A 21,462-nucleotide genomic window follows, 5' to 3' on the forward strand; every position below is an offset into this window, starting at 1 on the left:
GAGGCTTCTGAAACGCGGCCCGATCAAACGAACGGATGCAGGGACTCAGTCCCCTGCAAAAATCATAAAGCTACAATAATCTGATCCAACCAGTCCCCGCCCCGTCCGGCGCCAGAGCAGCTTTCGAGCAGGGTGAAATACCCTGCGCTTAAGAAAGTGCGAGCAACTCTAGGTTCCGGCCTGCGCGTCCTCATCCACCGTCAGATCGAGCGACTCGATCCGCAGGGAGGAAGAGCGGCTGCGCAGCCGGCTGCCGGTGCGCTCTTCCCACAGCGAGGTGAGCGTGAAGCGCTCCACATGATACCGGCCGGGCGAGCCCGCTGCCGCCTGCACGGGCGAGTACACCCGCCCCTCGACCGAGCGCAAAACGATATCGTGCCACGCCCCTCCGCTATCTGACATGCGCAGCACTTCCGCTTCGCTCACCCGCCCGTCGGGCGTGACCCAGAAGCCCACATCGATCCACTTGTTCTCGACCGCAACCGCGGCAACCAGATCCGCGCTGATGCCCGAGACGTTCAGGCCCGTGTTCGTGCCCCTCGGGCGCACGCTGAGGTCCATCGGGGGAGACCAGTGCAACACCTGAGGCCCGGTTGCGCTGGATGCCTGCTCCCGAACGGCGGCCAGCAGCGTATCCATCGAGGCGTTCCTGCCTGACATTCGATCGAGGCGCATCAGCATGACCTTCGCCGCAAGGCGCACATCCGGGTCCTGATGCGCCGCCAGAGACTCCAGTTGCGGCCGAGCCCGGTAGGTCTTCCCCCACACCAGATAGGCCCATGCGATCCGCAGATCGGCAATAGCCGCCAGCTTCGTCTGGCCCGCCTTCTCCGCATCCTGCTTCAGCGACCGGTACGCCCGAAGGCCCAGGTCCAGATCGCCCAGCCGGACGAGCATGCCCGCTACCTCAAGGCGTCCGCCCAGCACCCTGGTATCCGTGCCCGGAAATGCGGCGCGCAAGGATGACAGCATCTGGTGGGTCGAACGGCGATACACATCGCCCTCGCCCATGTGCTGGTTCACGCGCGCGTGGGCGCGGTAAAGTCCCGCAACGGCCTCCCCATGCTTGGCGGCATGGCGGTTGTTACGGCCGATTGATTTCTCAAGCAGCCCGCTGGCGCTCCGGTAATCGCCGTCCACCACCATGATCTCGGCGGCACGCAGGGTCTTCTGCATGTCCTCAAGCGGCGGACACCCGGCCGCCAGGCATGTCTCCAGATCGGCGAGGGCTTCCTCCAGCCGTACGCCCGTGACGATGATTGTCTCCGCCTCCCGGCCGAACACCGGAGCCGACTGTCCTGCGACAGCCAGCACAGCGCACGCCAGCATAACGGACCAGGAAGCCCTCACTGCCTTCACCACGCCCCCCCCTGAGCAATGACCTACTCGCAATGAATACCGTCATCCACAGGGCGGGGCGACGCAGAAACGCCCGGGCTGGCGAATATATTTCCGGCCCGATGCTGCGTGCTGCGGGCGATTCCAGCGCCGCGAAGACGGCTCACGCCTCCAGCGCGTCCCGCAGGAAGTCGCTCGCCTGGGCGATCGCGCGGCGCACGGGCGCGGTTTCTGCCAGCGGGTTCAGCAGCATGAAGTCATGGATGGTGCCGTCGTATCGTCTGGCAGTCACCGGCACACCCGCCCGGGCCAGCTTGCGGGCATAGGCCTCGCCCTCGTCGCGCAGCACGTCGTTTTCATCCGTGATCAGCAATGCAGGCGGCAGGCCGGTCAGCTGCTCCTCGGCGGCGCGCAGGGGCGAGACATGAATATCTCCCCGCCGGCTGGCGTCGGGCAGGTAGGCATCCCAGAACCACTCCATCGCCTTGCGGGTCAGCCACGGCCCCTCGGCAAAGGTGTCGTAGGAGGCAGTGTTCATGGCAGCGTCCGTCACCGGGTAGAACATCGCCTGCGCCTTGATGGGTGGCCCGTCCCGCTCCTTGGCCAGCAGCGCGACGACGGCGGCCATGTTCCCGCCCACGCTGTCTCCGGCAACCGCCAGCCGGGCGGGGTCCACGTCGAACTCCTCCGGGTGCTCGGCCACGTACAGCGTCACGGCGTAGGCCTGCTCGATGGCGACCGGGTACCGGTGCTCCGGCGAGCGCTCGTAATCCACGAACACCAGCGCTGCATTCACGCCCACGGCAAGCTCGCGCACCAGCCGGTCGTGGGTGGTCTTGTCGCCCAGCACCCAGCCGCCGCCGTGGAAATAGAGGATGACCGGCAACCGGCTCCGTGCCCGCTCGGGGCGGATGATGCGGATGCGCGTGGTGCCCGTGGGGCCGAGCGGCAGCTCCCGGTCCTCGATGCTGGCGCGCGCGAGCGCGCCGGGCGCTCCGAGGGGCGGACTGGCCTGTGCATCCAGCAACACCTTGCGCGCGTCCTCCGGCGACAGGGTGTAGATGGGCGGGCTTCCGGCCAGACCGTCCACGAACGCCTGCGTCGTGCGCTCCAGCCGTGGAACGGCCGTGCCGGAGACGGGAGCAGTTGCGGCAGTGGTTGCGCCCCGGCCTTCGCTGTGGGTCGATGCTTCCGGCATGGCGGTTTCCTTCTCATGCTTGCGGACCATCTGCGAAGAACGAGCCATCTCCGTTTCCGATGATGACACAGGCATAAGAACCCGGCGCGCTGATCTCTTGGCCTAGTCGTTCACCCGGCAGAACACCCGGCGCAGGGTTCCGGCGCGCTCCAGCGCCCTGGCCGCCTGCGCTGCGGCCAGCGCAGCCGCCTGCAGATCCGGCTCATTTCCGGAATCGGCTTCCGGCAGGCCCCCCATCTCGGGCCGGGCGGCCTGTCCGGCGGCGGTGCTGAAGGTCACGGCGTCTTCCGCCACCAGCAGCGCGGCAATGGCATCGGGCGGTGCCGTCAGAATGCGTCCGCGCCGCTCGCTGTAGGCGATGTTGACGCCCACCAGCGCGCCGCGGCTGTCCAGCACCGGGCCCCCGCTGATGCCGGAGAGCGGCCCGCTGAAGTCAGGCACTCTTTGCTTCTGCACCCACATCAGAACCGGACTGCGCGTGCGGCTGCCGATGGCGACCTCCGCCTCTCCCAGGTAGCGGCTGATGACGACGGCGCGGTGACCGCGCGGGAAACCCATGTGGTAGCCCACATCGCCCCGCTTGGGCGGCGTCGATGCCAGCGCCAGAGATTGCGGCACATGGGCCAGCAGGTGAATGGCGGCCACGTCCGCCTCGGGAATGCTGCGCCCTGGCTCCACCGAGGCCGCATGGAACGTTCCCATGTCGAGGCCGACCGTGTCGCACTGGCTGACCACGTGGTTGGCGGTGAGCCACAGGGTGCCCCCGCCCACCTTGAAGGCGGTGCCAAGCGAACTGCTGCGCGCCGGATCCGCCACTTGGAACAGGATGCCGCCCGGCTCGTCTTCCTCTTCCTCCCGGTCCGGTCGGCGCGGCGTGGCGTTTCCGTCTCCCAGCTCGTCCGGCCCGCGCACCCAGAGGCCGGGGCGCTGCATCCGCATCACGGTATCGGGCGCGAACTCATGGGCGGCCACCACCACTGCCAGCAGCAGGAACACGAGGCGCAGTACGCCACCGACCAGACGGCCCAGACCCTCCAGCATGGCGGATCACACCGCAACGGAGGCAGCCAGCAGCGCCGCCATGGCCAGCTTGAGGCCCGTCACCAGCGCCGCCGCCGCCATGTCCCCGCTGGCAATCCGGCGCGGCAGGTTGGGCAGGATAAGCAGGTCCACCAGCACGGCGGTGATCACCTGCACCGTCAGCGTCACGATTCCCCACAGGAGGATGTCCCAGGCGTTCACCGCCCCGGCAAGGCAGAAGGCCAGCGGAATGGCAAGGCTGACCGCCGTGCCGCCCAGCACCACCGCCGCCGCCGTGTTGCCCGCCCGCACCATCGGGATCTGCCGGTGCGGTGAGATCGTCATGTAGATACCCAACGCCGCCAGCAGCACGAAAACGGAGACTGCCAGATGCAGCAACAGCACCGGCACGCCCTGAAGCAGACTCTCGACCACGGGCGTCATGGCTCACTCTCGACAAACCTCGTTCCCTGAGAAGAACGCACGGCCCATCAAAAGAGTGCACGCAGGAGCCACGCCCCGCCTGCAATTACCTGCGGTTACAGGCAGCCGCCTTCAGGCGGTGCGGTAGCTGTCCAGGATCTTGGTCATCGTGCTGGCGGGCAGCGGGTAGAGGCCGCCCTTGGCCTGCGCCAGCCGGTCCGGCTCGGGGATGCCCGCCGCCAGCCGCTGCAGCCGCTCCGCCGTCACGGCGGAAAGCTGCGCCGCCCAGCACATCGCCATGATCGCCTTGGATGACTTGCTGGCCATGATGCGCTGCGCCACCGGAATACCCACCTCGGCGGCAAGGCCGATCACCGCCGTCACCAGCGCCGTCTTGCCCTCCGACAGGGTGCGCCGCACCCAGGCATCGCAGAAGCGCCCGGCGCTCAGCACCGCCGCCGCCTGCGCGGCGGTGTTGTCCGCCTCCGAAAGCCGGCCCGCATGGTCCAGCCGCCGCTGCACCCGTGCCAGCAGATCCCCGGCCAGCTCCGGCTCCACCTGATTGCGGGCGATCATCTGCTCCACCAGCGTTGCTGCCACGAATCCGGCGATGCGCCGCATGGCCGTCACCGGCAGATGGTCCCTGAGCGCCAACGGCTGGTGCCAGGTCTCCTGCGCCGGGGCGGCCTCCAGGATGGCGTCCAGCGTATCCTCGCGAATCTGCGCGCTCGGGTTGGCCAGCAGCGCCGCCACCGCCGCCGCGTCCGCCGACTGCACGATGGCATGGGACAGGCGCTCGTTCACGTGCTGCCGCCCGGCAATCGCCGCCCGCGCACCCGGTGTCGGACAGGTGCGGATGATCCCGATCAGATCCTCTTCCGTCAGCACCGGAGAGCAGGCCAGCATCGGGCCGCTCACCGACAGCTCGTCGTCCTGCGCCAGCCGCAGCGCCACCTGATGGGGCACCTGGGGGCTGGACTTGATCTCCTCGGCCAGAATCATGCGCACGCGCGGCGTCTGGTCCCGCGCCAGCGCCTCGATCACCGCCATCACGTGGGCCTGCGCCCGGCGGTTGTCCGCCTGGCTGGCCTCCGGCAGCAGGCGGGCGACCTTCCGGGCGAGCTGCTCGCGCACCTCCTGCGTCTTGTCCGTCGCCAGCAGGCGGTTGGCCAGATGGGGCGCGGCCTTGTTGGCGGCGACCACCGCCCGCACCTTCGGGCTGCCCTCCTCGGCCAGGTAATAGAGCACTTCCGGCGGCGTCGAGGCCCCGGCGGCCAGTCGCTCGCGCGCTGCCTCGTCACCCGCCGTCAGGATGTCGATGGCGCGCCTGACCTCAGGCGTCGCGTTCCCCTGCGCACGGGGGCGCGGCTGTTCCGGCGGCGTTGTTCCAGCAGGCGTCGCCCAACGCATCAGGTCGCTCCCTTTGCTGCCGCATAGCCACCGCGTCCCTGCGCCTTTACCTCGTAAAGCGCGCCGTCTGCCCGTCGCATCAGGGCCTGCAACGGCTCCTGCCCATCCTGCCTGACGGCAAAACCGACGGAGGCGCTGAGCCGCGCCGCACCGGCGGACTGGCGGATGACCTCCATGCCGCTCATCAGCGCCTGCGCCGTCTGCCCTGCGGCCTCCAGATCCACGTCCGCCTGCCACATCACGAATTCGTCGCCGCCGAAGCGGGCCACCACGTCGTTCGGCCCGGCCAGCTCGCGCAGCATCCGGGCAACGCCGCACAGAGCCGCGTCCCCCGCCGCGTGACCGCCGGTATCATTCAGCTGCTTGAAGTGGTCGAGATCGATCAGCAGCAGCGCACCGCCCGCATTGCGGCCGGCACACAGCCGCTGCGCCATCACTTCCTCGAACGCGCGCCGGTTGTGCAGGCCGGTCAGGCCGTCGGTGCGGGCGAGCTGCTCCAGCGTGCGCAGATGGTTGGCCTGCGCAATCGCCATGGCCACATGCACCGCGATCTGCTCCAGCAGTGCCAGATCCTCCGGATCCCAGCCGCCTTCGCCGCGCTCCACCTCCACCCGGCCCACCTTCACGCCCTGGAACCGGCATTCGGAGCGCAGCCGTTGCGCACTGCCGGGCCTGCGGGTGGTCAGCTGGCCGTCCTCGATCACATCCTCGCCGAAGCGAATCCGGCACACCTCCGCCTCGAAGGCGCTGCGGGTCACGCGCGCGGCGTTCTCCAGCATGGCAGCCGGGTCGGTTCCAGTGTGGATGCCGTCCAGCACCTGCCGCAACAGCCGGTCGCGCTTGCGCGCATCCTCCAGCAGCCGCTCGGCACGGCGCTGCTCGGTCACGTCACGGGCAATGCCCCGCGCCCCGGCCCATTCGCCGCCGTTCAGCACCGGGACCGCCGCCACCGAAAGCACCACCGTCCGCCCCAGCGGCGTGCGAATCCGCACGTCGCGCGGCGGGGTCGGCGCCCGTACGGCAAAGCACGCCAGCGCCTCGTCGCCCAGATCGCTCACCTTCCGCCCGGTCAGGTCCCACGCGGCAAGGCCCGCGGAGGGCACGCCCCCGCTCACGTAGGCAAACCGCCCTTCTCCATCCGTCACCCAGGCGAAGTCGCCCACCGCCTCGGTCAGGCTCTTGAACATGGAGCGGGATTCGCGCAGCGCCTCGATCAGCTGGTCCTTCACCGTGGTTTCCAGCGCCTGGCACCACACGGCCTGCCGCCCGTCTTCCACCGCCACCTGCCGCGCCCGCACCGTGAAGTGCCGCCGCACGCTGCCGCCGATGTCCACCTGCGTCTGCCCGGACAGACCGGTTGCAGCCACCTCCGCCGCCATCCGCTCCAGCTGCGACCAGGCTGCCGGGTCGCCCAGCAGCAGCGAAGCCGCATCGTTGCGCATCAGGAGGCGGCCCTGACCGTCCATGGCCCACGAGGGTCCGAGCGGATCGTCCACCAGCGTCACCAGCGACGACAGCGGCATGACCGCCGGCGCACTGGCCGGCGCCGAATCCTGATGTGCGGAGGGGAAGGCCATTTCGAGCATGAATCAGTTTGTACCCGCCATGGCTTAACAGTCGCTAAATCGCCGGAACAATTAAGTCCGTAACTTTTCAGCAGGGCAGAGCGCGGCTTCGCGGGCATTTAAAGACGCATGGACTTAACACGCCGCCGCCCCCCTGCTAAACGGGCGCTTGATGCGGCGCGACGGGTGCGAACTTCCGCCTTGGAATCGAAACCGCCGCCCTTCCGGCCCATGCCGGCAGGAACAGGACAGATGGAACGCGCACACGGTCATGACTGCCGCCAGACCTCTTGAGTTTTCGCCCGCCCCCGCAGCCCGGGGCGTGCTGGACGTTGACCGGATCGACACCTGGGTGTTCGATCTGGACAACACCCTCTACCACCCGCGCGCCAACCTGTTCGCCCAGATCGACCAGCGCATGACCGCCTTCATCATGGAGCTGCTGTCGCTGGACCCCGTGGCGGCCCGCGCGCTCCAGAAGCAGTATTTCCTGGATTACGGCACCACCCTGCGCGGCCTGATGCATTATCACGGCGTGAACCCTCGCCTGTTCCTCGATTACGTTCACGATATCGACCTGACCGTCGTCGGCCCTGACGCCGCCCTGGCCAGCGCGCTGGAGCGCCTGCCCGGCCGCAAGCTCATCTTCACCAACGGCGATGCGCCCTACGCCCGCCGCGTGCTTGAGCGGCTGGGCGTTGCCGCCCACTTCGAGGCCATTCACGACATCGTGGCCACGGACTACGTGCCCAAGCCCCATGACGCCCCCTACGACCAGCTGCTGGCCGAGCACGGCATCGATGCCAGCCGCGCCGTGTTCGTGGAGGACATGGCCCGCAATCTCCTGCCCGCCAAGGCGCGCGGCATGGCAACGGTGTGGGTGAACAACGGCTCCGAGAAGGGAGGCCTCAACGCCAGCCCCGATTACATCGACCTCGAGATCATCGACGTCCCGGCCTGGCTGTCCGGAATTGGGCTGTCAGGAATTGGGCTGTCCGATATTCCCGTCACGCCCGCCCCGGCGTCGTGACCCGAACTTATCAACAGGAGAACTTTCGCGTGAGTGACATTCAATCCATCATCGACGCCGCCTGGGAAGACCGCGCCAATGTGAGCGCCGCGACGAAGGGCGAGGTGCGTGACGCCGTTGAGGCCGCCCTCAGCGACCTCGATTCCGGCCAGCGCCGCGTGGCGGAGAAGGTGGATGGCGACTGGGTCGTCAACCAGTGGCTGAAGAAGGCGGTGCTGCTCTCCTTCCGCCTCAACGACATGGAAGTGATCCCCGGCGGCCCCGGCCAGTCCACCGCCTGGTGGGACAAGGTGCCGTCCAAGTTCGAAGGCTGGGGCGCCGAGCAGTTCAAGGCCGCCGGTTTCCGCGCCGTGCCGGGCTCGTTCGTGCGTCGCGGCGCGTTCATCGCGCCGGGTGCGGTGCTGATGCCGAGCTTCGTCAATCTCGGTGCCTACGTCGGCGAGGGCACCATGGTGGACACCTGGGCCACCGTCGGCTCCTGCGCCCAGATCGGCAAGAACGTGCACCTGTCGGGCGGCGTCGGCATCGGCGGCGTGCTCGAGCCGCTGCAGGCCAACCCGGTCGTCATTGAAGACAACTGCTTCATCGGCGCGCGCTCGGAAGTGGCCGAAGGCGTGATCGTCGAGGAAGGCGCCGTGCTCTCCATGGGCGTGTACCTCGGCGCATCCACCAAGATCATCGACCGCGCCACCGGCGAAGTCTTCGTCGGCCGGGTTCCGGCCTACTCGGTCGTGGTGCCGGGCACCCTGCCGGGCAAGCCGCTGCCAGACGGCACGCCGGGTCCGAACCTCTACTGCGCCGTCATCGTGAAGCGCGTGGATGCCCAGACCCGCTCCAAGACCAGCATCAACGAGCTGCTGCGCGACTGATCGCACCCGGCGCTCTGACGCCGACCAAAGGGCCCGCCCGCGAAACCCTCGCGCGGCGGGCCTTTCCTTGTAGCGGGCCACGGCCTTGCCCGCCCTTCTGAATTCACCCGCAAGAATCGGATATTACCACCAGCGAGCCTCCCCTATCCCGAACCCACCTTCGGGAGGGCACCATGGGATTTCAGCTTTCAGGATTACCGATCGAGGTCTTCACGCCCCTGTTCGGCCAGCCGGACGCCGTGCTGCGCCGGCAGAATGTCTTGCGCCTTGTGGCCGAGCCGGGCTTTCCCTGCCGCCTCAGCCTGCGAGACGCCACTCCGGGCGAGCCGGTGCTGCTGCTCAGCTACCCCCACCTGACCGGCCCGACGCCCTACCGCGCCACCGGGCCGATCTTCGTCCGGGAAACCGCGCGGGAAACCGCCGTCTTCACCAATATGGTACCGCCCGAAATGCGCCCGCGCCTCTATTCGGTTCGCGGCTACAATGACGCCGGAATCATGCTCGATGCGGATGTGGCCGCAGGCGCCGCCCTCGAGTCCCTGATCGAGCGGCTCTTCGAGAACCCTCAGATCGCCTACCTGCATCTGCACCATGCCCGGCGCGGCTGCTACGCCTGCCGCGCCGATCGCGCCTGATCCCGCTCTTCTCGCACTGGTCCCGGCGTTCCCGATTCAAATATCCGACAGGCGGACAGCGGATTGATCTCGCTCAAGGCAGGCCGATGCCAGGCAGCGGATAAAGGGGGCGGTCAAACAGCGACCCTCCCTGAACCTTGGCGCAGCCGCCTCCCCGCGGCGCGCCATTTTCTTTTGAGGAATTCCGCCTCCGCCGCACCCTCCCGCTTGAGAGAAGCCCGCCGCGCGCCAGATGTGAGAAGCGAAGAGCGTTTAAGGTGTTCATGGGAGGCGCGGCATGGTGAAGGCGGTCAAACCGTTCCTGATGTTCCAGGGGCAGGCGGAGGAGGCGATGAACTTCTACGTCTCCCTCTTTCCCGACTCCCGCGTCATCGACATCACCCGCTACGGCCCCGGCGAAGCCGGTGTGGAAGGGTCCGTGCGCACCGCGTCATTCTTCATCCGCAACCTGACGATCATGTGCATCGACAGCGCCATCCAGCATGACTTCACCTTCACCCCGGCCATGTCCCTGTTCGTGGACATGTCCTCGGAAGAGGAACTCCGCTCCATCGCCGCCGCCCTGTCGGCGGGCGGCATCGTCCTTATGCCCCTTGGCGACTATGGCTTCAGCCGCCTGTTCACGTGGGTCAGCGACCGCTACGGCGTCTCCTGGCAGCTAAACCTGCCCTGAGAACGGGCCCGTCTGGCGTGCGTCACCCGCTGCCCGAGCTTGGCCGGTCCGAAGATCGGTTCCTCCTGACCGGCACCGCTCACGCCATGAGACGCTGCCGCGCGACTCGCTCCCGTTCAGGCCATGACCCGCTTCGGATAGGGCATGCCATCCTTGCTCAGGTAGCCGCCGCGCTCCGGGTCGTAGCACAGGTCCACGTCCGGGTAATGGCAGGGGCTGGCCTGCGGCAGGCGGGTGCCCACCTCCAGATAGATGGCCGGCGCATCGCTGCGGTTGACCATATGGTGCGCATTGGCCACGCCCTTGGGGAAGGCCGCGCAATCGCCCGAGCGCAGCACGGTCTCGCCCTCGTCCGTCACCAGCACCAGTTCGCCCGCCAGCACATAGACGAACTCGTCCTCGCCCTCGTGCCAGTGACGCTGGCTCGACCAGGAATCCGGCGGCAGCTCCACCAGATTGACGCCGAAATCGCTGAGGCCGCCTGCATCGCCCAGCTGCCACTTGGTCCGGCCTTCCGCCATTTCGTGGAACGGCGCCGGATAGCCCGAGCCCTCCCGTACCGGAGCCTGACCCAGATCGATCTTCGCCATGGAAACCCTCTCCCGCCCCGATGAGGTAAGGCCAAAGCATCCAGCACAGTTCGCGCCAAGGCAACGGGATAATCATTCCGGAATAGGCCTTACGGTTGATTTTCAGGTCAGCCTGCAAAACCGTCACGAAATCTGAGCCCATTTGAGGCGGATCAAGGCGGCCTGCGCCACAGGCCCTAAACAGGGTGATGACAGCCCCAGCAAGGGCTCTCCCACCCTGATGTACCTTGGCGCGCCGGCCTCCCCGCTCGGCGCGCCTTCTTTTTGGCGGCCATCCGGCCAGCCGTTCGCTTCCCGCCCCACGATCGGGCGCATCTCTTGCCCGCAAAGCCCACCTCAGCCTTTGACGACGCCCCCGCCGCTCGTTACCACTGATGCCACTATGTCTGAGTGCGCCTCGTCTTCTGATTCCGTTGCTCTTGCCCAAGAGCTGATTCGCTGTCCCTCGGTTACGCCTGCGGATGCAGGCGCGCTCGACGTTGTCGAAAGGGAGCTGAAAAGCCTCGGCTTTTCCACCTGGCGGCTGCCGTTCGGCGAAGCGCCGGACGGGCCGGTGGACAACCTCTACGCCCGCCTCGGCGAGTCCGGCCCGCACTTCTGCTACGCCGGACACACCGACGTGGTGCCCGCCGGAGACTCGAACGGCTGGACCGTCGATCCCTTCGCCGGAACAATCGATCAGGGCTTTCTCATCGGTCGCGGCGCGGCAGACATGAAAGGCTCCATCGCCGCGTTCCTCGTGGCGCTGCGCCGACATCTCGCCACGTCCGGCGGCCCGAAGGGCTCCATCTCGCTGCTCATCACCGGAGACGAGGAAGGCCCGGCCCGCCACGGCACCACCGAGGTGCTGGACTGGATGGAGGCCCACGGCCACCGCCCCGACCACTGTCTCGTCGGTGAGCCCACCAGCGCCCGCCAGCTCGGGGACATGGTGAAGGTCGGCCGGCGCGGCAGCCTCAACGCCACCATCACCGTGCACGGCATTCAGGGCCACGTCGCCTACCCGCACCGGGCGGACAACCCCATCACCCGCCTCGTGCGCATCCTCGACCGGGTGAAGGCCGAACCGCTCGACACCGGCACCGAGTTCTTCGACCCCTCCAACCTCGAGGTCACCAACCTCGACGTCGGCAACCCCACCGAGAACCTGATTCCGGCCCGCGCCACCGCCCGGCTCAACATCCGCTTCAACGACCGCCATACCGGCCAGTCCCTGTCCGACTGGCTGCGCGGTCTCGTGGCGGAGGAGGCTCCCCGGCATGACATCGCCATTCGTGTGTCCGGAGAGAGCTTCTTCACCCCGCCGGGCCTGCTGTCCGATCTGGTGGTCGAGGCCATTCAGCACCACACCGGCCGCACGCCGGAGCTGTCCACCTCCGGCGGCACGTCCGATGCCCGCTTCATCCGCCGCATGTGTCCGGTGCTGGAGTTCGGCCTCGTGGGCGAGTCCATGCACAAGGCCGATGAAAAGGTGGCGGTTGAAGACGTGGTCCGCCTTACCGACATCTACGAAACCCTTCTCAACCGCTATTTCGGGCACACCGCGCCCTAAAGAGTGCCGACAGAAAGTTCCGACACCGTGACCAGCGTTTATCAGGCTGTCGCCCAGCCGCTTCTCGGCATCGCGGAACTCTGCCGGTTCCGCCGCGAGGGCTTTGCCCGCTTCGACTTCGGCTGGTACGGCTTCTGGCAGTCGTGGTCGGCGTTGCCGTTCGCGGCCGCCCCGTTCGCCATCAACGCCAAGATGTTCGCCATGCTGGCCGCAGGTCAGGGCAGCAAGGCCATCAGCCTGTGGCAGTCCATCCTCGTCTTCGCGGCGGGATGGCTGGCCTATGTGGTGCTGTTCCTGTTCGTCGCGCGGCTGCTCATGCTTACCCGTGGCACGCTCGCCACGCTGATGGTGCTGAACTGGCTGCGCCTGTTCAAGCAGCTGGCCGTCATGCCGTTGCTCCTCCTGGCCGGGGGCGGCGCGCTGCCGCCCAGCCTGTTCGCCATGCTGTATCTGGGGCTGGGCCTCTTCCTTATCTCCGTCGAGGTCTACATCCTGCGCATCGCGCTCGGGGCAACGCTGATACAGGCGGTCGGCTTTGTCGTGCTGGACGAGCTGGTCGGCCGCCTGCTGGTGCACGGCTTCCAGTTCGCAATGCACTGAGCCTGATCCGCCGACCGGGCGGCCCGGAGACCCTGCGCCCGGCCGCCCGCTGGCTGCATCATCCGGAGAGCGGGCCAAAAAACGGGAACGTTCACGAGGGATACACCCTTTTTGGGGTATGGGCCCAGAACCGCGCTGCCTCAAGCGCGCTCGTCCGGTTGCGAAAGTCTCCTCCGCGACGGGAGCTGAGGCCCAGTTCTGCGCAGACGACCGAAAGGAAGACCCATGTTCCGTCTTGCCCTCCAGTCCCATCTGGCTTTCCTGCCCCGCCACGCCATGACGGCCGTGGCGACGGCCGCCCTGACCGCCACCGTTGCAACCGCCACGCTCGTGACCGCCGCCGCGCCCGCCCAGGCCCAATCCGCCCCCCAATCCGCTGAGGAAAAGGGCAAGGCCATCGCCGTCGAGGCCGACAAGCGCGACACCGGCTGGGTAGACAGCCGCGCCTCCCTCAAGATGATTCTCGGCACCAAGGACGGTCAGCAGCGCGCCGTGCGCGAACTGGATTCCAAAGCGCTGGAGCGCACGCAGGGCACGGACGGGGACAAGAGCCTCATCGTCTTCCGCGCGCCCAAGGACGTGCAGAACACGGCGCTGCTCACCTACAACCATGTGACGGGCAATGACGACCAGTGGATCTACCTGCCCGCGCTCAAGCGGGTGAAGCGCATCGCCTCGGCCAACCGTTCCGGCCCGTTCATGGGCTCCGAGTTCGCCTACGAGGACTTCGCCGCCGCCGAGATCGAGAAGTTCACCTACAAGTGGCTGAAGGACGAGCCCTGCGGCCAGATGACCTGCCACGTCATCGAGCGTGTGCCGACCTACAGCAATTCCGGCTACGCCCGGCAGGTCGTGTGGATGGACCAGCCCGAGCTGCGCGTGCAGCGGGTCGACTACTACGACAAGCGCAACAAGCTGCTCAAGACGCTGACCTCCTCCCAATGGAAGCAGTACGAGAACAAGTTCTGGCGCGCCCACGACATGAACATGGTCAATCATCAGACCGGCAAGACCACGCGCCTGACCTGGGGACCGTTCCAGCTGAAGACCGGCCTCAGCCCCAACGACTTCACCGAAACCAGCCTCGCCCGCCAGTAGGAGAGACCTTAAGAGCAGCTTTCGAGCAGGGTGGCACACCCTGCGCTGAACAAAGGTGCGACCAACAGAAAATAAGAGCAGAATCAGCCGTCCCGCCGACCCCCGTCCACCGGGGCGGCGGGGCTGGCGACAGGCGAAGCCGCGCCATCGGCTTCCGGCCCGGCCTGGCGCTTCCTCGGAGACCAGCGGCGGCGCAGGGCAACCCACACCCGTGTCCAGGTGCGCCGCAGAATGGCGGGCAGGTTGGCTCCCGGCCGCAGGGCATGGCGCACCGGAGACAGGGTTCTGGGATACCGACGCTTGATGCGGATGAAGATGCGCCGCGCCCAGCGCGAGTTGCGCAGCACCAGAATGAGGCCCGCCGCAAAGCCGATGATGCCGAACGGCCCCGGCAGCGGTCCGCCCACCAGCGGGCTTGCCACCATCAGCACCCACCCGAGGATGAGCTTGGTCCAGCGCCAGATCTCGGCAAAGAGCAGCATCCTTCCTGGCCCTCTCCCTCGCCTTCGACCTCGCGCCACCGGAGCGACTGACATGCGGACGCGTTGACGCCTTTGCAAGTGGCACAGCGTCCAATGTGTATGCTTTACCAACCTGCAACCGGTCGTACGGCACACTGCCCGACAGATGTTGCAATTCGGGGGCATGGATGGGGGCGCGATCATGGCCGTAAACCGCTGGCTGACCATGTACAGGGGGCTTGCTGCTTTTCTGATGGGATCCGGAGTTCTCGGCATCGGGCTGCCGGGAGCCGGTCATTCCGCGGCTGCCCAAGCCGCCATCGCCACCGCCGCCACTGCCGAGGTCCTGCAGGTGCGCGCGGCCCTTCATGAGAACGGCGCAGACCCATCCGCCACTCCAGCGGCCCCGCAGCGGGCGCGCATCGTGTTCGACCTCCACGTTCCGCGGCCGGGCGCTGCGCAGGCCATGAACATCCGCCCCACGCTCTCTGCCGACGGGCGGGCATGGACCCTCCAGCTCGACGCGCCCCTGTCCGCCCGGGCAGAGGCCCAGCTTCGCGCCCTGCCCCGGCGCATTCCCGGTTTGCAGGTCAGCCTTGCCCGCGAGGGTTCGCCATCTATCTCCAAAGTCACTCTGCGGTTTCAAAAGCCCACCGCGCTGGCCCGTCAATTCCTCCTGCCCGGCCGCGGTGGCCAGCAGGAGCGACTTGTGCTGGACTTCGCCCCCAATACCGATCCGGTTCCAGCCATGGTGGCTGCCGCCCAGCTGGAAGCGCCCGCGCCGGCGGGCATGACGCCGCCCTTCGCGTCTTCCGCTGTTCAGGCTCCGCAGGCGCCCAACGCACACATCGTCCAGTTGGCAGCGCCGCAACAGCCCGTCGGGGCGATGCAGCCAGCAGAACCAGCCCAGAGTGAACCAGGCCAGGGCGAACCAGATCAGGGCGAACCAGATCAGGGTGGCGCGGAGCAGGCTCCCGGCCGTGCCCGGCCGCAGGCCGAGCCCGCCGATGCCAAGCCGTTGCAGCAGGAAGGCGATGAGCTCCCGCCCCCGCCCTCCGGCGATTCGCCGCTCAATCTGTGGGGCTTCTTCGAGGCGGAGGGCCGCTGGTTCCCCCAGGACAGCCGCGACGGTGCGCCCGACCATCTGATCGGCTCCATGGCGATGGAGCCCACCATCGAATACAGCTGGAAGGGCGGTAGCCAGTTCCTGCGCTTCACCGGCTTTGCCCGTGTGGACACGGTGACCGAGAACCGCACCCATGCGGACGTGCGCGAGGCCAAGTACGTGGGCGTCTTCGGCCCGCTGGAGCTGACCCTTGGCGTTGACCGCCGCTTCTGGGGCGTGACCGAAGCCGTGCATCTGGTGAATATCATCAACCAGGTGGACACGCTCGAGGACGTGGACTTCGAGGACTACCTCGGTCAGCCGCTGATCTCCGCCGCCTACACCACCCGCTTCGGCACCTTCAGCGCCTTCCTGATGCCCTACTTCCGCGAGCGCCTGTTCCCGACCGGCGAGGACCGGCCCAACCTGCCGGTGAAGGTCAATCGCACCCTCACCCAGTACGAATCCGGCGACAACAACTGGCACCCGGACTGGGCGCTGCGCTGGTCCCTGCGCGAAGGGCCGATCGACCTCGGACTGTCCTACTTCTCCGGCGTCTCGCGCGATCCGCAGTTGCTGCTGTCCTTCAACACCCAGGGGCGGCCCGAACTCATCCCGCGTTACAACCTCATCGATCAGGTCGGCATCGATCTGCAGGCGACGCTGGGCTCGTGGCTGCTGAAATTCGAGGGCATCCACCGCTGGGATCCGGTGGAGGACTACGCCGCCTTCGCCGCCGGCTTCGAATACACGTTCTACGGCGTCAGCGCCGGCGGGGCCGACCTCGGCGTGCTGGCCGAGTATCTGTACGACGAGCGCGGGAAGGGCACGCCGTTGCTGCCCGGCTTCCCGCCCTTCTCCAACGTCTCGCCCTATGACGACGACATCTTCGCGGGCTTCCGCTGGAGCGGCAACGACATCAATTCCACCGAGATTCTGGGTGGTGCCATCTTCGATCTGGACACCAAGTCCAAGGCGTTCGTAATCGAGGCCTCCCGCCGGCTGGGGCAGAACCTGCGCATCAGCCTTGACGGGCGCTTCTTCACCAGCGTCTCCACCCGCGACATCCTGTGGCCCGCGGGCGACGACGACTTCCTCCAGTTGAAGTTGCAGTGGCATTATTAAGCTCTTGCGGCTGAGGAGAAGGGCCGGGAGGATCGGTGCGGGAGGCACACGCCTCCTGCGCCCGCCCCGCCGGCAGGCCACGCACGCAACATCAGCTTGAGATCTACCGAAGAACTCTCGGCCCCGCGAAACAGGGTCACGCCACCTTGATGCGCCGCCCCGAGGTCAGCCTGTCCGCCAGTTCAGGCACGGACGCGAACAGGACGTCCGGCTTGCAGCTCTGCAGCAGGGCCGGCGTGGCATAGCCCCACGTCACCGCGCCCGCCGCAACGCCTGCCTGCCGCGCAGCCTCCATGTCCCGCGCCTCATCGCCGATCGAGATCACCTCCGCAGGCGAAATGCCGGTGCGGCGCAGCACCCGCCGGAACCTGGCGGCCTTCCCGAACAGGGAGGCGCCGCACTCGTACACGTCAACCAGCGCCGCGGTGTCCGGCCCCAGCACCTGCCGGATCGTCGCCTCCGTGTTGGAGCTGACAATGGCCACGCCAATGCCAGCGGCTTGAAGACGCCGCAGCAGGTCCTCCGCACCGGCGAACAGCCGGATGGAGGCCACCTCCTCCACCGCCAGACGGCGGATGAAGCGGGCGATCATCGGCATCTTCCACATCGGCACCTCAAGGTAGCGAATGATCTCCCGGTTGCTGCGCCCGCGCAGCATGGCAGCCTCTTCGGCGGACAGCGTGCGGAAGCCAAAGCGGACGGCGGCTTTGTTCAGCGCCCCGATAAACCAGTCCGCACTGTCAGCCAGCGTGCCGTCAAAATCGAAGATCACCAGCCTGTAGGTCATCAGCATCCTGAAATATGGCAGTGGGGCCGAGGGACACGCCTCCCCGCCCGGATGCGCCGGGAAAGTCGTTACGGCATCAACTTCCTGCCGATACCATTCTGCCCCGCCCTCGCACAACGGTCCTGCCTCCGGACTGTTCATCGCAGTTTCGCGCATCCCGGCCACGGGGATACCGCCGTATTCGACTACGGCATCGTTGCTAGACCGTTTCTTGATTTGCACAGTCGGGCAAAGGGGCAACGAGCGGGAGGCAGCATGGTCGCGCACGCAATGACGGTTGCGTTTCTGGGGCTGGAAGCACGCACGGTCGATGTGCAGGTGCAGATCTCCCCGGGACTGCCTGCCTTCGCCATTGTCGGGCTGCCGGACAAGGCGGTGAACGAAAGCCGGGAGCGGGTACGCGCCGCCCTCACCGCCATCGGCCTTGCCCTGCCGCCCAAGCGCATCGTGGTCAACCTGTCCCCGGCCGACCTGCCCAAGGAGGGCAGCCACTTCGACCTTGCCATCGCCAGCGCCCTGCTGGTGGCCATGGGCCTGCTGGATGCGGAGTCCGTCTCCCACCATGTCATCATCGGCGAACTCGGGCTGGACGGCCGGATCACCCCTGTGCCCGGCGTGCTGCTTGCCGCGCTGCATGCCGCCGGCATCGGGCAGGGGCTGGTGTGCCCCGCCCCGCAGGGAAGCGAAGCGGCCTGGGCGGGCGATCTGGAAGTGCTCGCCGCGCCGCACCTGCTCGCCCTCGTCAACCACCTCAAGGGCCACTGCCTCCTGCCCGCGCCGACTCCCGGCACGGTGGAAGAGCCCACCACCGGCCCCGACCTCAGGGACGTGAAGGGACAGGAAAGCGCCAAGCGGGCGCTGGAGGTGGCCGCCGCCGGCAACCACAACCTGCTGCTCTGCGGCCCGCCCGGCGCGGGCAAGTCCCTGCTGGCGGCGTGCCTGCCCGGCATCCTGCCCCCGCTCGATCCCGCCGAGGCGCTGGAGGTCTCCATGATCGCCTCCGCCAGCGGCGCGCTGGACGGCGGGCGCATCCGCCGCGCGCGCCCGTTTCGCGCTCCGCATCACTCCGCGTCCATGGCGGCGCTGACCGGCGGCGGCGTCAAGGCCCGGCCCGGCGAGGTGAGCTTGGCCCACCTCGGCGTGCTGTTCCTCGACGAGCTGCCCGAATACCAGCGGGCGGCGCTGGAGGCCCTGCGCCAGCCGCTCGAGTCCGGCCGCATCACCGTGGCACGGGCGCAGGCCCACGTGACCTACCCCGCCCGCGTGCAACTGGTGGCCGCCATGAACCCCTGCCGCTGCGGTCACATGGACGACGCCAGCCGCGCCTGCGCCCGGGCGCCGCGCTGCGCGCAGGACTACCAGTCCCGCATCTCCGGCCCGCTGCTCGACCGCATCGACCTGCATCTGGACGTCGCCCCGGTCTCGGCGCTGGACCTGACCCTTCCGGCCTCCCGCGAGGGATCCGCCGAGGTGGCTGCCCGCGTTGCCGCGGCGCGGGCCGCGCAGCGCGAGCGCTATGCGGGCCACGGCGTGCGCACCAATGCGGAGGCCGACGGCCAGCTGCTGGAACAGGTGGCCGCGCCCGACAAGGCAGGACGCCGCCTGCTGATGGAAGCCGCCCAGACCATGAAGCTCTCCGCCCGCGGCTATCACCGCGTGCTGCGCGTCGCCCGCACGCTGGCCGACCTGAGCGGCGCGGAAACCCTCACCCGCAGCCACATCGCCGAAGCGTTGGGCTACCGACGGGCAGGCACCGGCGCGTGAGCACAGCGAGAGGACGGCATGCAGAAGCGCAGCAAGCCATGCCGCCGCCGCCCTGACCCATTCCATACCAGCCGCCCGCCCCTGCATTACGCTTCTCCCCCAAGCCCCAGTCAAAGCCAATGTTCTACATTTGTTCTATATGGAATTAACCACAGCGGGCGTGGGTGGGTCAACCGTCCCATGGTCGTAGATGCGGGAGGGCCATTGCTGGCGAAGTCCCGTGTCACAAGAGACGTGGCCGCGTCCCCAGCAACTCCTCGAGCGTTGCGTGGAAATCGGCCACGCTCTGCTCCAGACCGCCCAGCGTCACCCGGTCGCTGGCCCCGGCCGCCAGCCCCTGCTGACACAGCGTGGCGGCGCGGAAGTCTTCGGCTGCGAACACGCCGCCGTCCAGCAGCTCGAAGGAGCGCCGCCAGTGGTCCTCGGCCTTGGCATCCTGCGGCGGCTGCGGAATCAGCATGAAGTCTTCCACCAGCGTGCAGTCCACGGCGCGGGGGTAGAGCAGCATCAGGTTGATGTAGTCAGGGCTCGCCACCACAACCGCGCCGGGCATGATGCTGTAGGAGAAGGTGAGCAGGCGGCGCAGGTGGGCAAAGTCCTCCGCATCTCCGGCTTGCACGTGGTCCACCCGCCCCACCGCGTTGCGGAAGTGCGGACCGATTCGGTCTGTCATCGCCACCGCGTCGGCGAAGAAGGGGGCGATGGTGTTCTGGTGCAGCCGCTGCACGTGGTAGGCCTCGAGGAAGGCGTCCATGATGAGCTTCCAGTTGGCGCGCACCTCATGGGTGCGGCGGGCGTAGAGGTGGTGCTCCCCCAGCCCCAGCGCGTCCAGATCTGGCGGCAGCGCGCCCAGAAACCCGCTGAAATCCGGCTCCTCCCCACCCGGCTCTTGTTCATCCCGGCCCAGCACGGCCCAGATCAGGCCGCCCTCCTCTGCTGAAGGCAGCCGTTTAAGCCCGTACTCGGCCTTCTCCAGCCCGAGGAAGGTCTCGGCGCGCGGCACGCCGACCAGCCTGCCGTCCAGCCCGTAAGTCCAGGCGTGGTAGGGGCAGACGAGTCGCGGGGCCTCGCATGGCCCCTCCGCCTCCACCAGCCGGGTGCCCCGGTGGCGGCAGGCGTTCAGGAACACCCGCACCTCTCCCGCCTTGTCCCGCGTCAGCAGCAGGGGCACGCCATGGCCGTCATGCGCCACCGCCATGCCCGGGCGGGGCAGCAGGGCGGACGGGGCCAGCGGCAGCGGCAGCCTGCGGAACAAGCGCTCCTGCTCCCGCCCAAAGCGCTCGGGGTCGAGGTAGCTTGAAGCCGCCACCGTGTGCAGCCTCGGGGGAATATCCTCCTGATGCCGCGCGATGACGCGGGCCAGCGCCAGCTGCCCTTCGGTTGGTCGATGATGCGACGCTGCCACTGATGCTGACACTGCCATGCCCGGCCTCCCCTGCACGGGAATTGCACCCGGCATCAGTCTTGCCCGGCGGACGCAGGGCTGCAAGCCCGGCCCTCCCTGCGGCCCCTCATTTCAGGCAGGCCCCCATTCACGCCCCAGCAAACGGGCGCGGGCCATCGGTCAGTGCCTCGACCATTTGCGGCGAAGCGCATCGTGGCCTCTTTTCCCGGAACACGGAGTCGTTAGGATGCATCGCCATGACATCCCGTGCCGCGTCCTTCTCGCCCGTTGCCGCCACCCGTGCGCTTGGGCTTTACCTGCGCCCTCGCCCGCTTGCCGCGTTCCTGCTCGGCATCTCCAGCGGCTTTCCGCTCACGCTGCTGCTCGCCACCATGACCTACTGGCTGAGCAAGGTGGGTGTGGACAAGAAGACGATCGGCTTCGCCGTGGGGCTGACCACGCCCTACACCCTCAAGTTCCTGTGGTCCCCGCTCATCGACCGGCTGCGCCTGCCGGTGCTGGATGGCCTGCTGGGCCAGCGGCGCAGCTGGCTGTTCCTCGTGGGGCTGCTGCTGATCGGCGCGCTCTGGCAGCTCGGCCACAGCGATCCGGTGCATGATCTGGCCCGCTTCGCCACCTGGGCGATCATCGTCTCCTTTCTCAGTGCCACCCAGGATATCGTCATCGACGCCTACCGTATCGAGATCCTGCCGCCGGACCAGCTGGCCCACGGCACGGCGCTGAACCAGTTCGGCTACCGCACCGGCAATCTGCTGGCGGGCGCGGGCACGGTGTGGCTGGCCACCCAGCACGGCTGGGCCGCCGCCTACAGCGT

General features: G+C 68.0%; 20 protein-coding genes. 10 read left to right on the forward strand and 10 right to left on the reverse strand.

Annotation, left to right across the window (positions count from 1 at the left end; all coding sequences use genetic code 11):
• Positions 1–168: 168 nt before the first annotated feature.
• From VIG90_RS02410 to VIG90_RS02435, 6 genes are all read right to left on the reverse strand, one after another.
• Entirely contained in the window at positions 169–1,314 is a 1,146-nt protein-coding gene (locus VIG90_RS02410) for a hypothetical protein (RefSeq protein WP_331591836.1), read from the reverse strand.
• 187 nt (positions 1,315–1,501) lie between these two features.
• Complete coding sequence (locus tag VIG90_RS02415) at positions 1,502–2,584, reverse strand: alpha/beta hydrolase (protein WP_331591837.1); 1,083 nt, start codon at positions 2,582–2,584, stop codon at positions 1,502–1,504.
• 54 nt (positions 2,585–2,638) lie between these two features.
• The gene (locus tag VIG90_RS02420) at positions 2,639–3,577 is read right to left on the reverse strand and encodes a serine protease (RefSeq protein ID WP_331591838.1); all 939 of its coding nucleotides are present in this window, start codon (positions 3,575–3,577) and stop codon (positions 2,639–2,641) included.
• 6 nt (positions 3,578–3,583) lie between these two features.
• Entirely contained in the window at positions 3,584–4,000 is a 417-nt protein-coding gene (locus VIG90_RS02425; RefSeq protein ID WP_331591839.1) for a DUF350 domain-containing protein, read from the reverse strand.
• 111 nt (positions 4,001–4,111) lie between these two features.
• A complete protein-coding gene (locus VIG90_RS02430; protein WP_331591840.1) occupies positions 4,112–5,389 on the reverse strand; it encodes a DUF2336 domain-containing protein in 1,278 nt (425 codons plus the stop codon).
• Complete coding sequence (locus VIG90_RS02435) at positions 5,389–6,975, reverse strand: sensor domain-containing diguanylate cyclase (protein WP_331591841.1); 1,587 nt, start codon at positions 6,973–6,975, stop codon at positions 5,389–5,391. The genes VIG90_RS02430 and VIG90_RS02435 overlap by 1 nt, the downstream gene beginning before the upstream one ends.
• A 250-nt stretch (positions 6,976–7,225) precedes the next feature.
• Here VIG90_RS02435 and VIG90_RS02440 point away from each other — a divergent pair, with 250 nt between their 5' ends.
• From VIG90_RS02440 to VIG90_RS02455, 4 genes are all read left to right on the forward strand, one after another.
• Positions 7,226–7,984: a pyrimidine 5'-nucleotidase gene (locus VIG90_RS02440; RefSeq protein ID WP_331591842.1), complete on the forward strand. Its 759-nt coding sequence runs from the start codon at positions 7,226–7,228 to the stop codon at positions 7,982–7,984.
• 29 nt (positions 7,985–8,013) lie between these two features.
• Positions 8,014–8,853, forward strand: coding sequence for a 2,3,4,5-tetrahydropyridine-2,6-dicarboxylate N-succinyltransferase (gene dapD, locus VIG90_RS02445; RefSeq protein WP_331591843.1), 840 nt, complete (start codon positions 8,014–8,016; stop codon positions 8,851–8,853).
• A 173-nt stretch (positions 8,854–9,026) separates the two neighbouring features.
• Positions 9,027–9,488, forward strand: a complete 462-nt coding sequence (locus tag VIG90_RS02450) for a DUF1203 domain-containing protein (RefSeq protein ID WP_331591844.1) — start codon at positions 9,027–9,029, stop codon at positions 9,486–9,488.
• A gap of 277 nt (positions 9,489–9,765) precedes the next feature.
• Entirely contained in the window at positions 9,766–10,161 is a 396-nt protein-coding gene (locus VIG90_RS02455; protein WP_331591845.1) for a VOC family protein, read from the forward strand.
• 116 nt (positions 10,162–10,277) lie between these two features.
• On the opposite strand, the gene VIG90_RS02460 is transcribed toward VIG90_RS02455, so the two are convergent.
• Positions 10,278–10,751, reverse strand: coding sequence for a cupin domain-containing protein (locus VIG90_RS02460; protein ID WP_331591846.1), 474 nt, complete (start codon positions 10,749–10,751; stop codon positions 10,278–10,280).
• A 382-nt stretch (positions 10,752–11,133) separates the two neighbouring features.
• On the opposite strand from VIG90_RS02460, the gene dapE reads away from it, so the two are divergent.
• From dapE to VIG90_RS02475, 3 genes are all read left to right on the forward strand, one after another.
• Positions 11,134–12,303, forward strand: coding sequence for a succinyl-diaminopimelate desuccinylase (dapE, locus tag VIG90_RS02465; protein WP_331591847.1), 1,170 nt, complete (start codon positions 11,134–11,136; stop codon positions 12,301–12,303).
• 27 nt (positions 12,304–12,330) lie between these two features.
• Positions 12,331–12,903, forward strand: coding sequence for a hypothetical protein (locus VIG90_RS02470; protein ID WP_331591848.1), 573 nt, complete (start codon positions 12,331–12,333; stop codon positions 12,901–12,903).
• 225 nt (positions 12,904–13,128) lie between these two features.
• A complete protein-coding gene (locus tag VIG90_RS02475) occupies positions 13,129–14,001 on the forward strand; it encodes an outer membrane lipoprotein-sorting protein (RefSeq protein WP_331591849.1) in 873 nt (290 codons plus the stop codon).
• Positions 14,002–14,084: 83 nt separating this feature from the next.
• Here the strand turns inward: VIG90_RS02475 and VIG90_RS02480 are convergent, their stop codons facing one another.
• Entirely contained in the window at positions 14,085–14,483 is a 399-nt protein-coding gene (locus VIG90_RS02480) for a hypothetical protein (protein ID WP_331591850.1), read from the reverse strand.
• A 181-nt stretch (positions 14,484–14,664) separates the two neighbouring features.
• Here VIG90_RS02480 and VIG90_RS02485 point away from each other — a divergent pair, with 181 nt between their 5' ends.
• Complete coding sequence (locus VIG90_RS02485; protein WP_331591851.1) at positions 14,665–16,692, forward strand: hypothetical protein; 2,028 nt, start codon at positions 14,665–14,667, stop codon at positions 16,690–16,692.
• 136 nt (positions 16,693–16,828) lie between these two features.
• Here the strand turns inward: VIG90_RS02485 and VIG90_RS02490 are convergent, their stop codons facing one another.
• On the reverse strand, positions 16,829–17,479 hold the full coding sequence (locus VIG90_RS02490) for an HAD hydrolase-like protein (RefSeq protein WP_331591852.1): 651 nt from the start codon (positions 17,477–17,479) through the stop codon (positions 16,829–16,831).
• Between the two features lie 255 nt (positions 17,480–17,734).
• Between VIG90_RS02490 and VIG90_RS02495 the strand changes: the two genes are divergently transcribed.
• The gene (locus VIG90_RS02495; protein WP_331591853.1) at positions 17,735–19,243 is read left to right on the forward strand and encodes a YifB family Mg chelatase-like AAA ATPase; all 1,509 of its coding nucleotides are present in this window, start codon (positions 17,735–17,737) and stop codon (positions 19,241–19,243) included.
• Positions 19,244–19,466: 223 nt separating this feature from the next.
• Here the strand turns inward: VIG90_RS02495 and VIG90_RS02500 are convergent, their stop codons facing one another.
• Positions 19,467–20,666 carry an aromatic ring-hydroxylating oxygenase subunit alpha gene (locus tag VIG90_RS02500; protein WP_331591854.1) on the reverse strand — a complete coding sequence of 400 codons (1,200 nt, stop codon included), beginning with the start codon at positions 20,664–20,666 and terminating at the stop codon, positions 19,467–19,469.
• Positions 20,667–20,884: 218 nt separating this feature from the next.
• On the opposite strand from VIG90_RS02500, the gene VIG90_RS02505 reads away from it, so the two are divergent.
• On the forward strand, positions 20,885–21,462 hold a 578-nt coding region (locus VIG90_RS02505), incomplete at its 3' end, for an MFS transporter (RefSeq protein ID WP_331591855.1).

It is taken from the genome of Pedomonas sp. (genome assembly GCF_036515995.1).
Lineage (GTDB): Bacteria > Pseudomonadota > Alphaproteobacteria > Sphingomonadales > Sphingomonadaceae > Pedomonas.

What these genes read in the sequence shown, in the direction of transcription:
- VIG90_RS02415 (WP_331591837.1), bottom strand. Translation starts at nt 2,584, where the DNA reads ATGGCTCGTTCTTCGCAGATGGTCCGCAAGCATGAGAAGGAAACCGCC.
- VIG90_RS02420 (WP_331591838.1), bottom strand. Translation starts at nt 3,577, where the DNA reads ATGCTGGAGGGTCTGGGCCGTCTGGTCGGTGGCGTACTGCGCCTCGTG.
- VIG90_RS02425 (WP_331591839.1), bottom strand. Translation starts at nt 4,000, where the DNA reads ATGACGCCCGTGGTCGAGAGTCTGCTTCAGGGCGTGCCGGTGCTGTTG.
- VIG90_RS02430 (WP_331591840.1), bottom strand. Translation starts at nt 5,389, where the DNA reads ATGCGTTGGGCGACGCCTGCTGGAACAACGCCGCCGGAACAGCCGCGC.
- VIG90_RS02435 (WP_331591841.1), bottom strand. Translation starts at nt 6,975, where the DNA reads ATGCTCGAAATGGCCTTCCCCTCCGCACATCAGGATTCGGCGCCGGCC.
- VIG90_RS02440 (WP_331591842.1), top strand. Translation starts at nt 7,226, where the DNA reads ATGACTGCCGCCAGACCTCTTGAGTTTTCGCCCGCCCCCGCAGCCCGG.
- VIG90_RS02450 (WP_331591844.1), top strand. Translation starts at nt 9,027, where the DNA reads ATGGGATTTCAGCTTTCAGGATTACCGATCGAGGTCTTCACGCCCCTG.
- VIG90_RS02455 (WP_331591845.1), top strand. Translation starts at nt 9,766, where the DNA reads ATGGTGAAGGCGGTCAAACCGTTCCTGATGTTCCAGGGGCAGGCGGAG.
- VIG90_RS02460 (WP_331591846.1), bottom strand. Translation starts at nt 10,751, where the DNA reads ATGGCGAAGATCGATCTGGGTCAGGCTCCGGTACGGGAGGGCTCGGGC.
- dapE (WP_331591847.1), top strand. Translation starts at nt 11,134, where the DNA reads ATGTCTGAGTGCGCCTCGTCTTCTGATTCCGTTGCTCTTGCCCAAGAG.
- VIG90_RS02475 (WP_331591849.1), top strand. Translation starts at nt 13,129, where the DNA reads ATGTTCCGTCTTGCCCTCCAGTCCCATCTGGCTTTCCTGCCCCGCCAC.
- VIG90_RS02480 (WP_331591850.1), bottom strand. Translation starts at nt 14,483, where the DNA reads ATGCTGCTCTTTGCCGAGATCTGGCGCTGGACCAAGCTCATCCTCGGG.
- VIG90_RS02485 (WP_331591851.1), top strand. Translation starts at nt 14,665, where the DNA reads ATGGCCGTAAACCGCTGGCTGACCATGTACAGGGGGCTTGCTGCTTTT.
- VIG90_RS02490 (WP_331591852.1), bottom strand. Translation starts at nt 17,479, where the DNA reads ATGACCTACAGGCTGGTGATCTTCGATTTTGACGGCACGCTGGCTGAC.
- VIG90_RS02495 (WP_331591853.1), top strand. Translation starts at nt 17,735, where the DNA reads ATGGTCGCGCACGCAATGACGGTTGCGTTTCTGGGGCTGGAAGCACGC.
- VIG90_RS02500 (WP_331591854.1), bottom strand. Translation starts at nt 20,666, where the DNA reads ATGGCAGTGTCAGCATCAGTGGCAGCGTCGCATCATCGACCAACCGAA.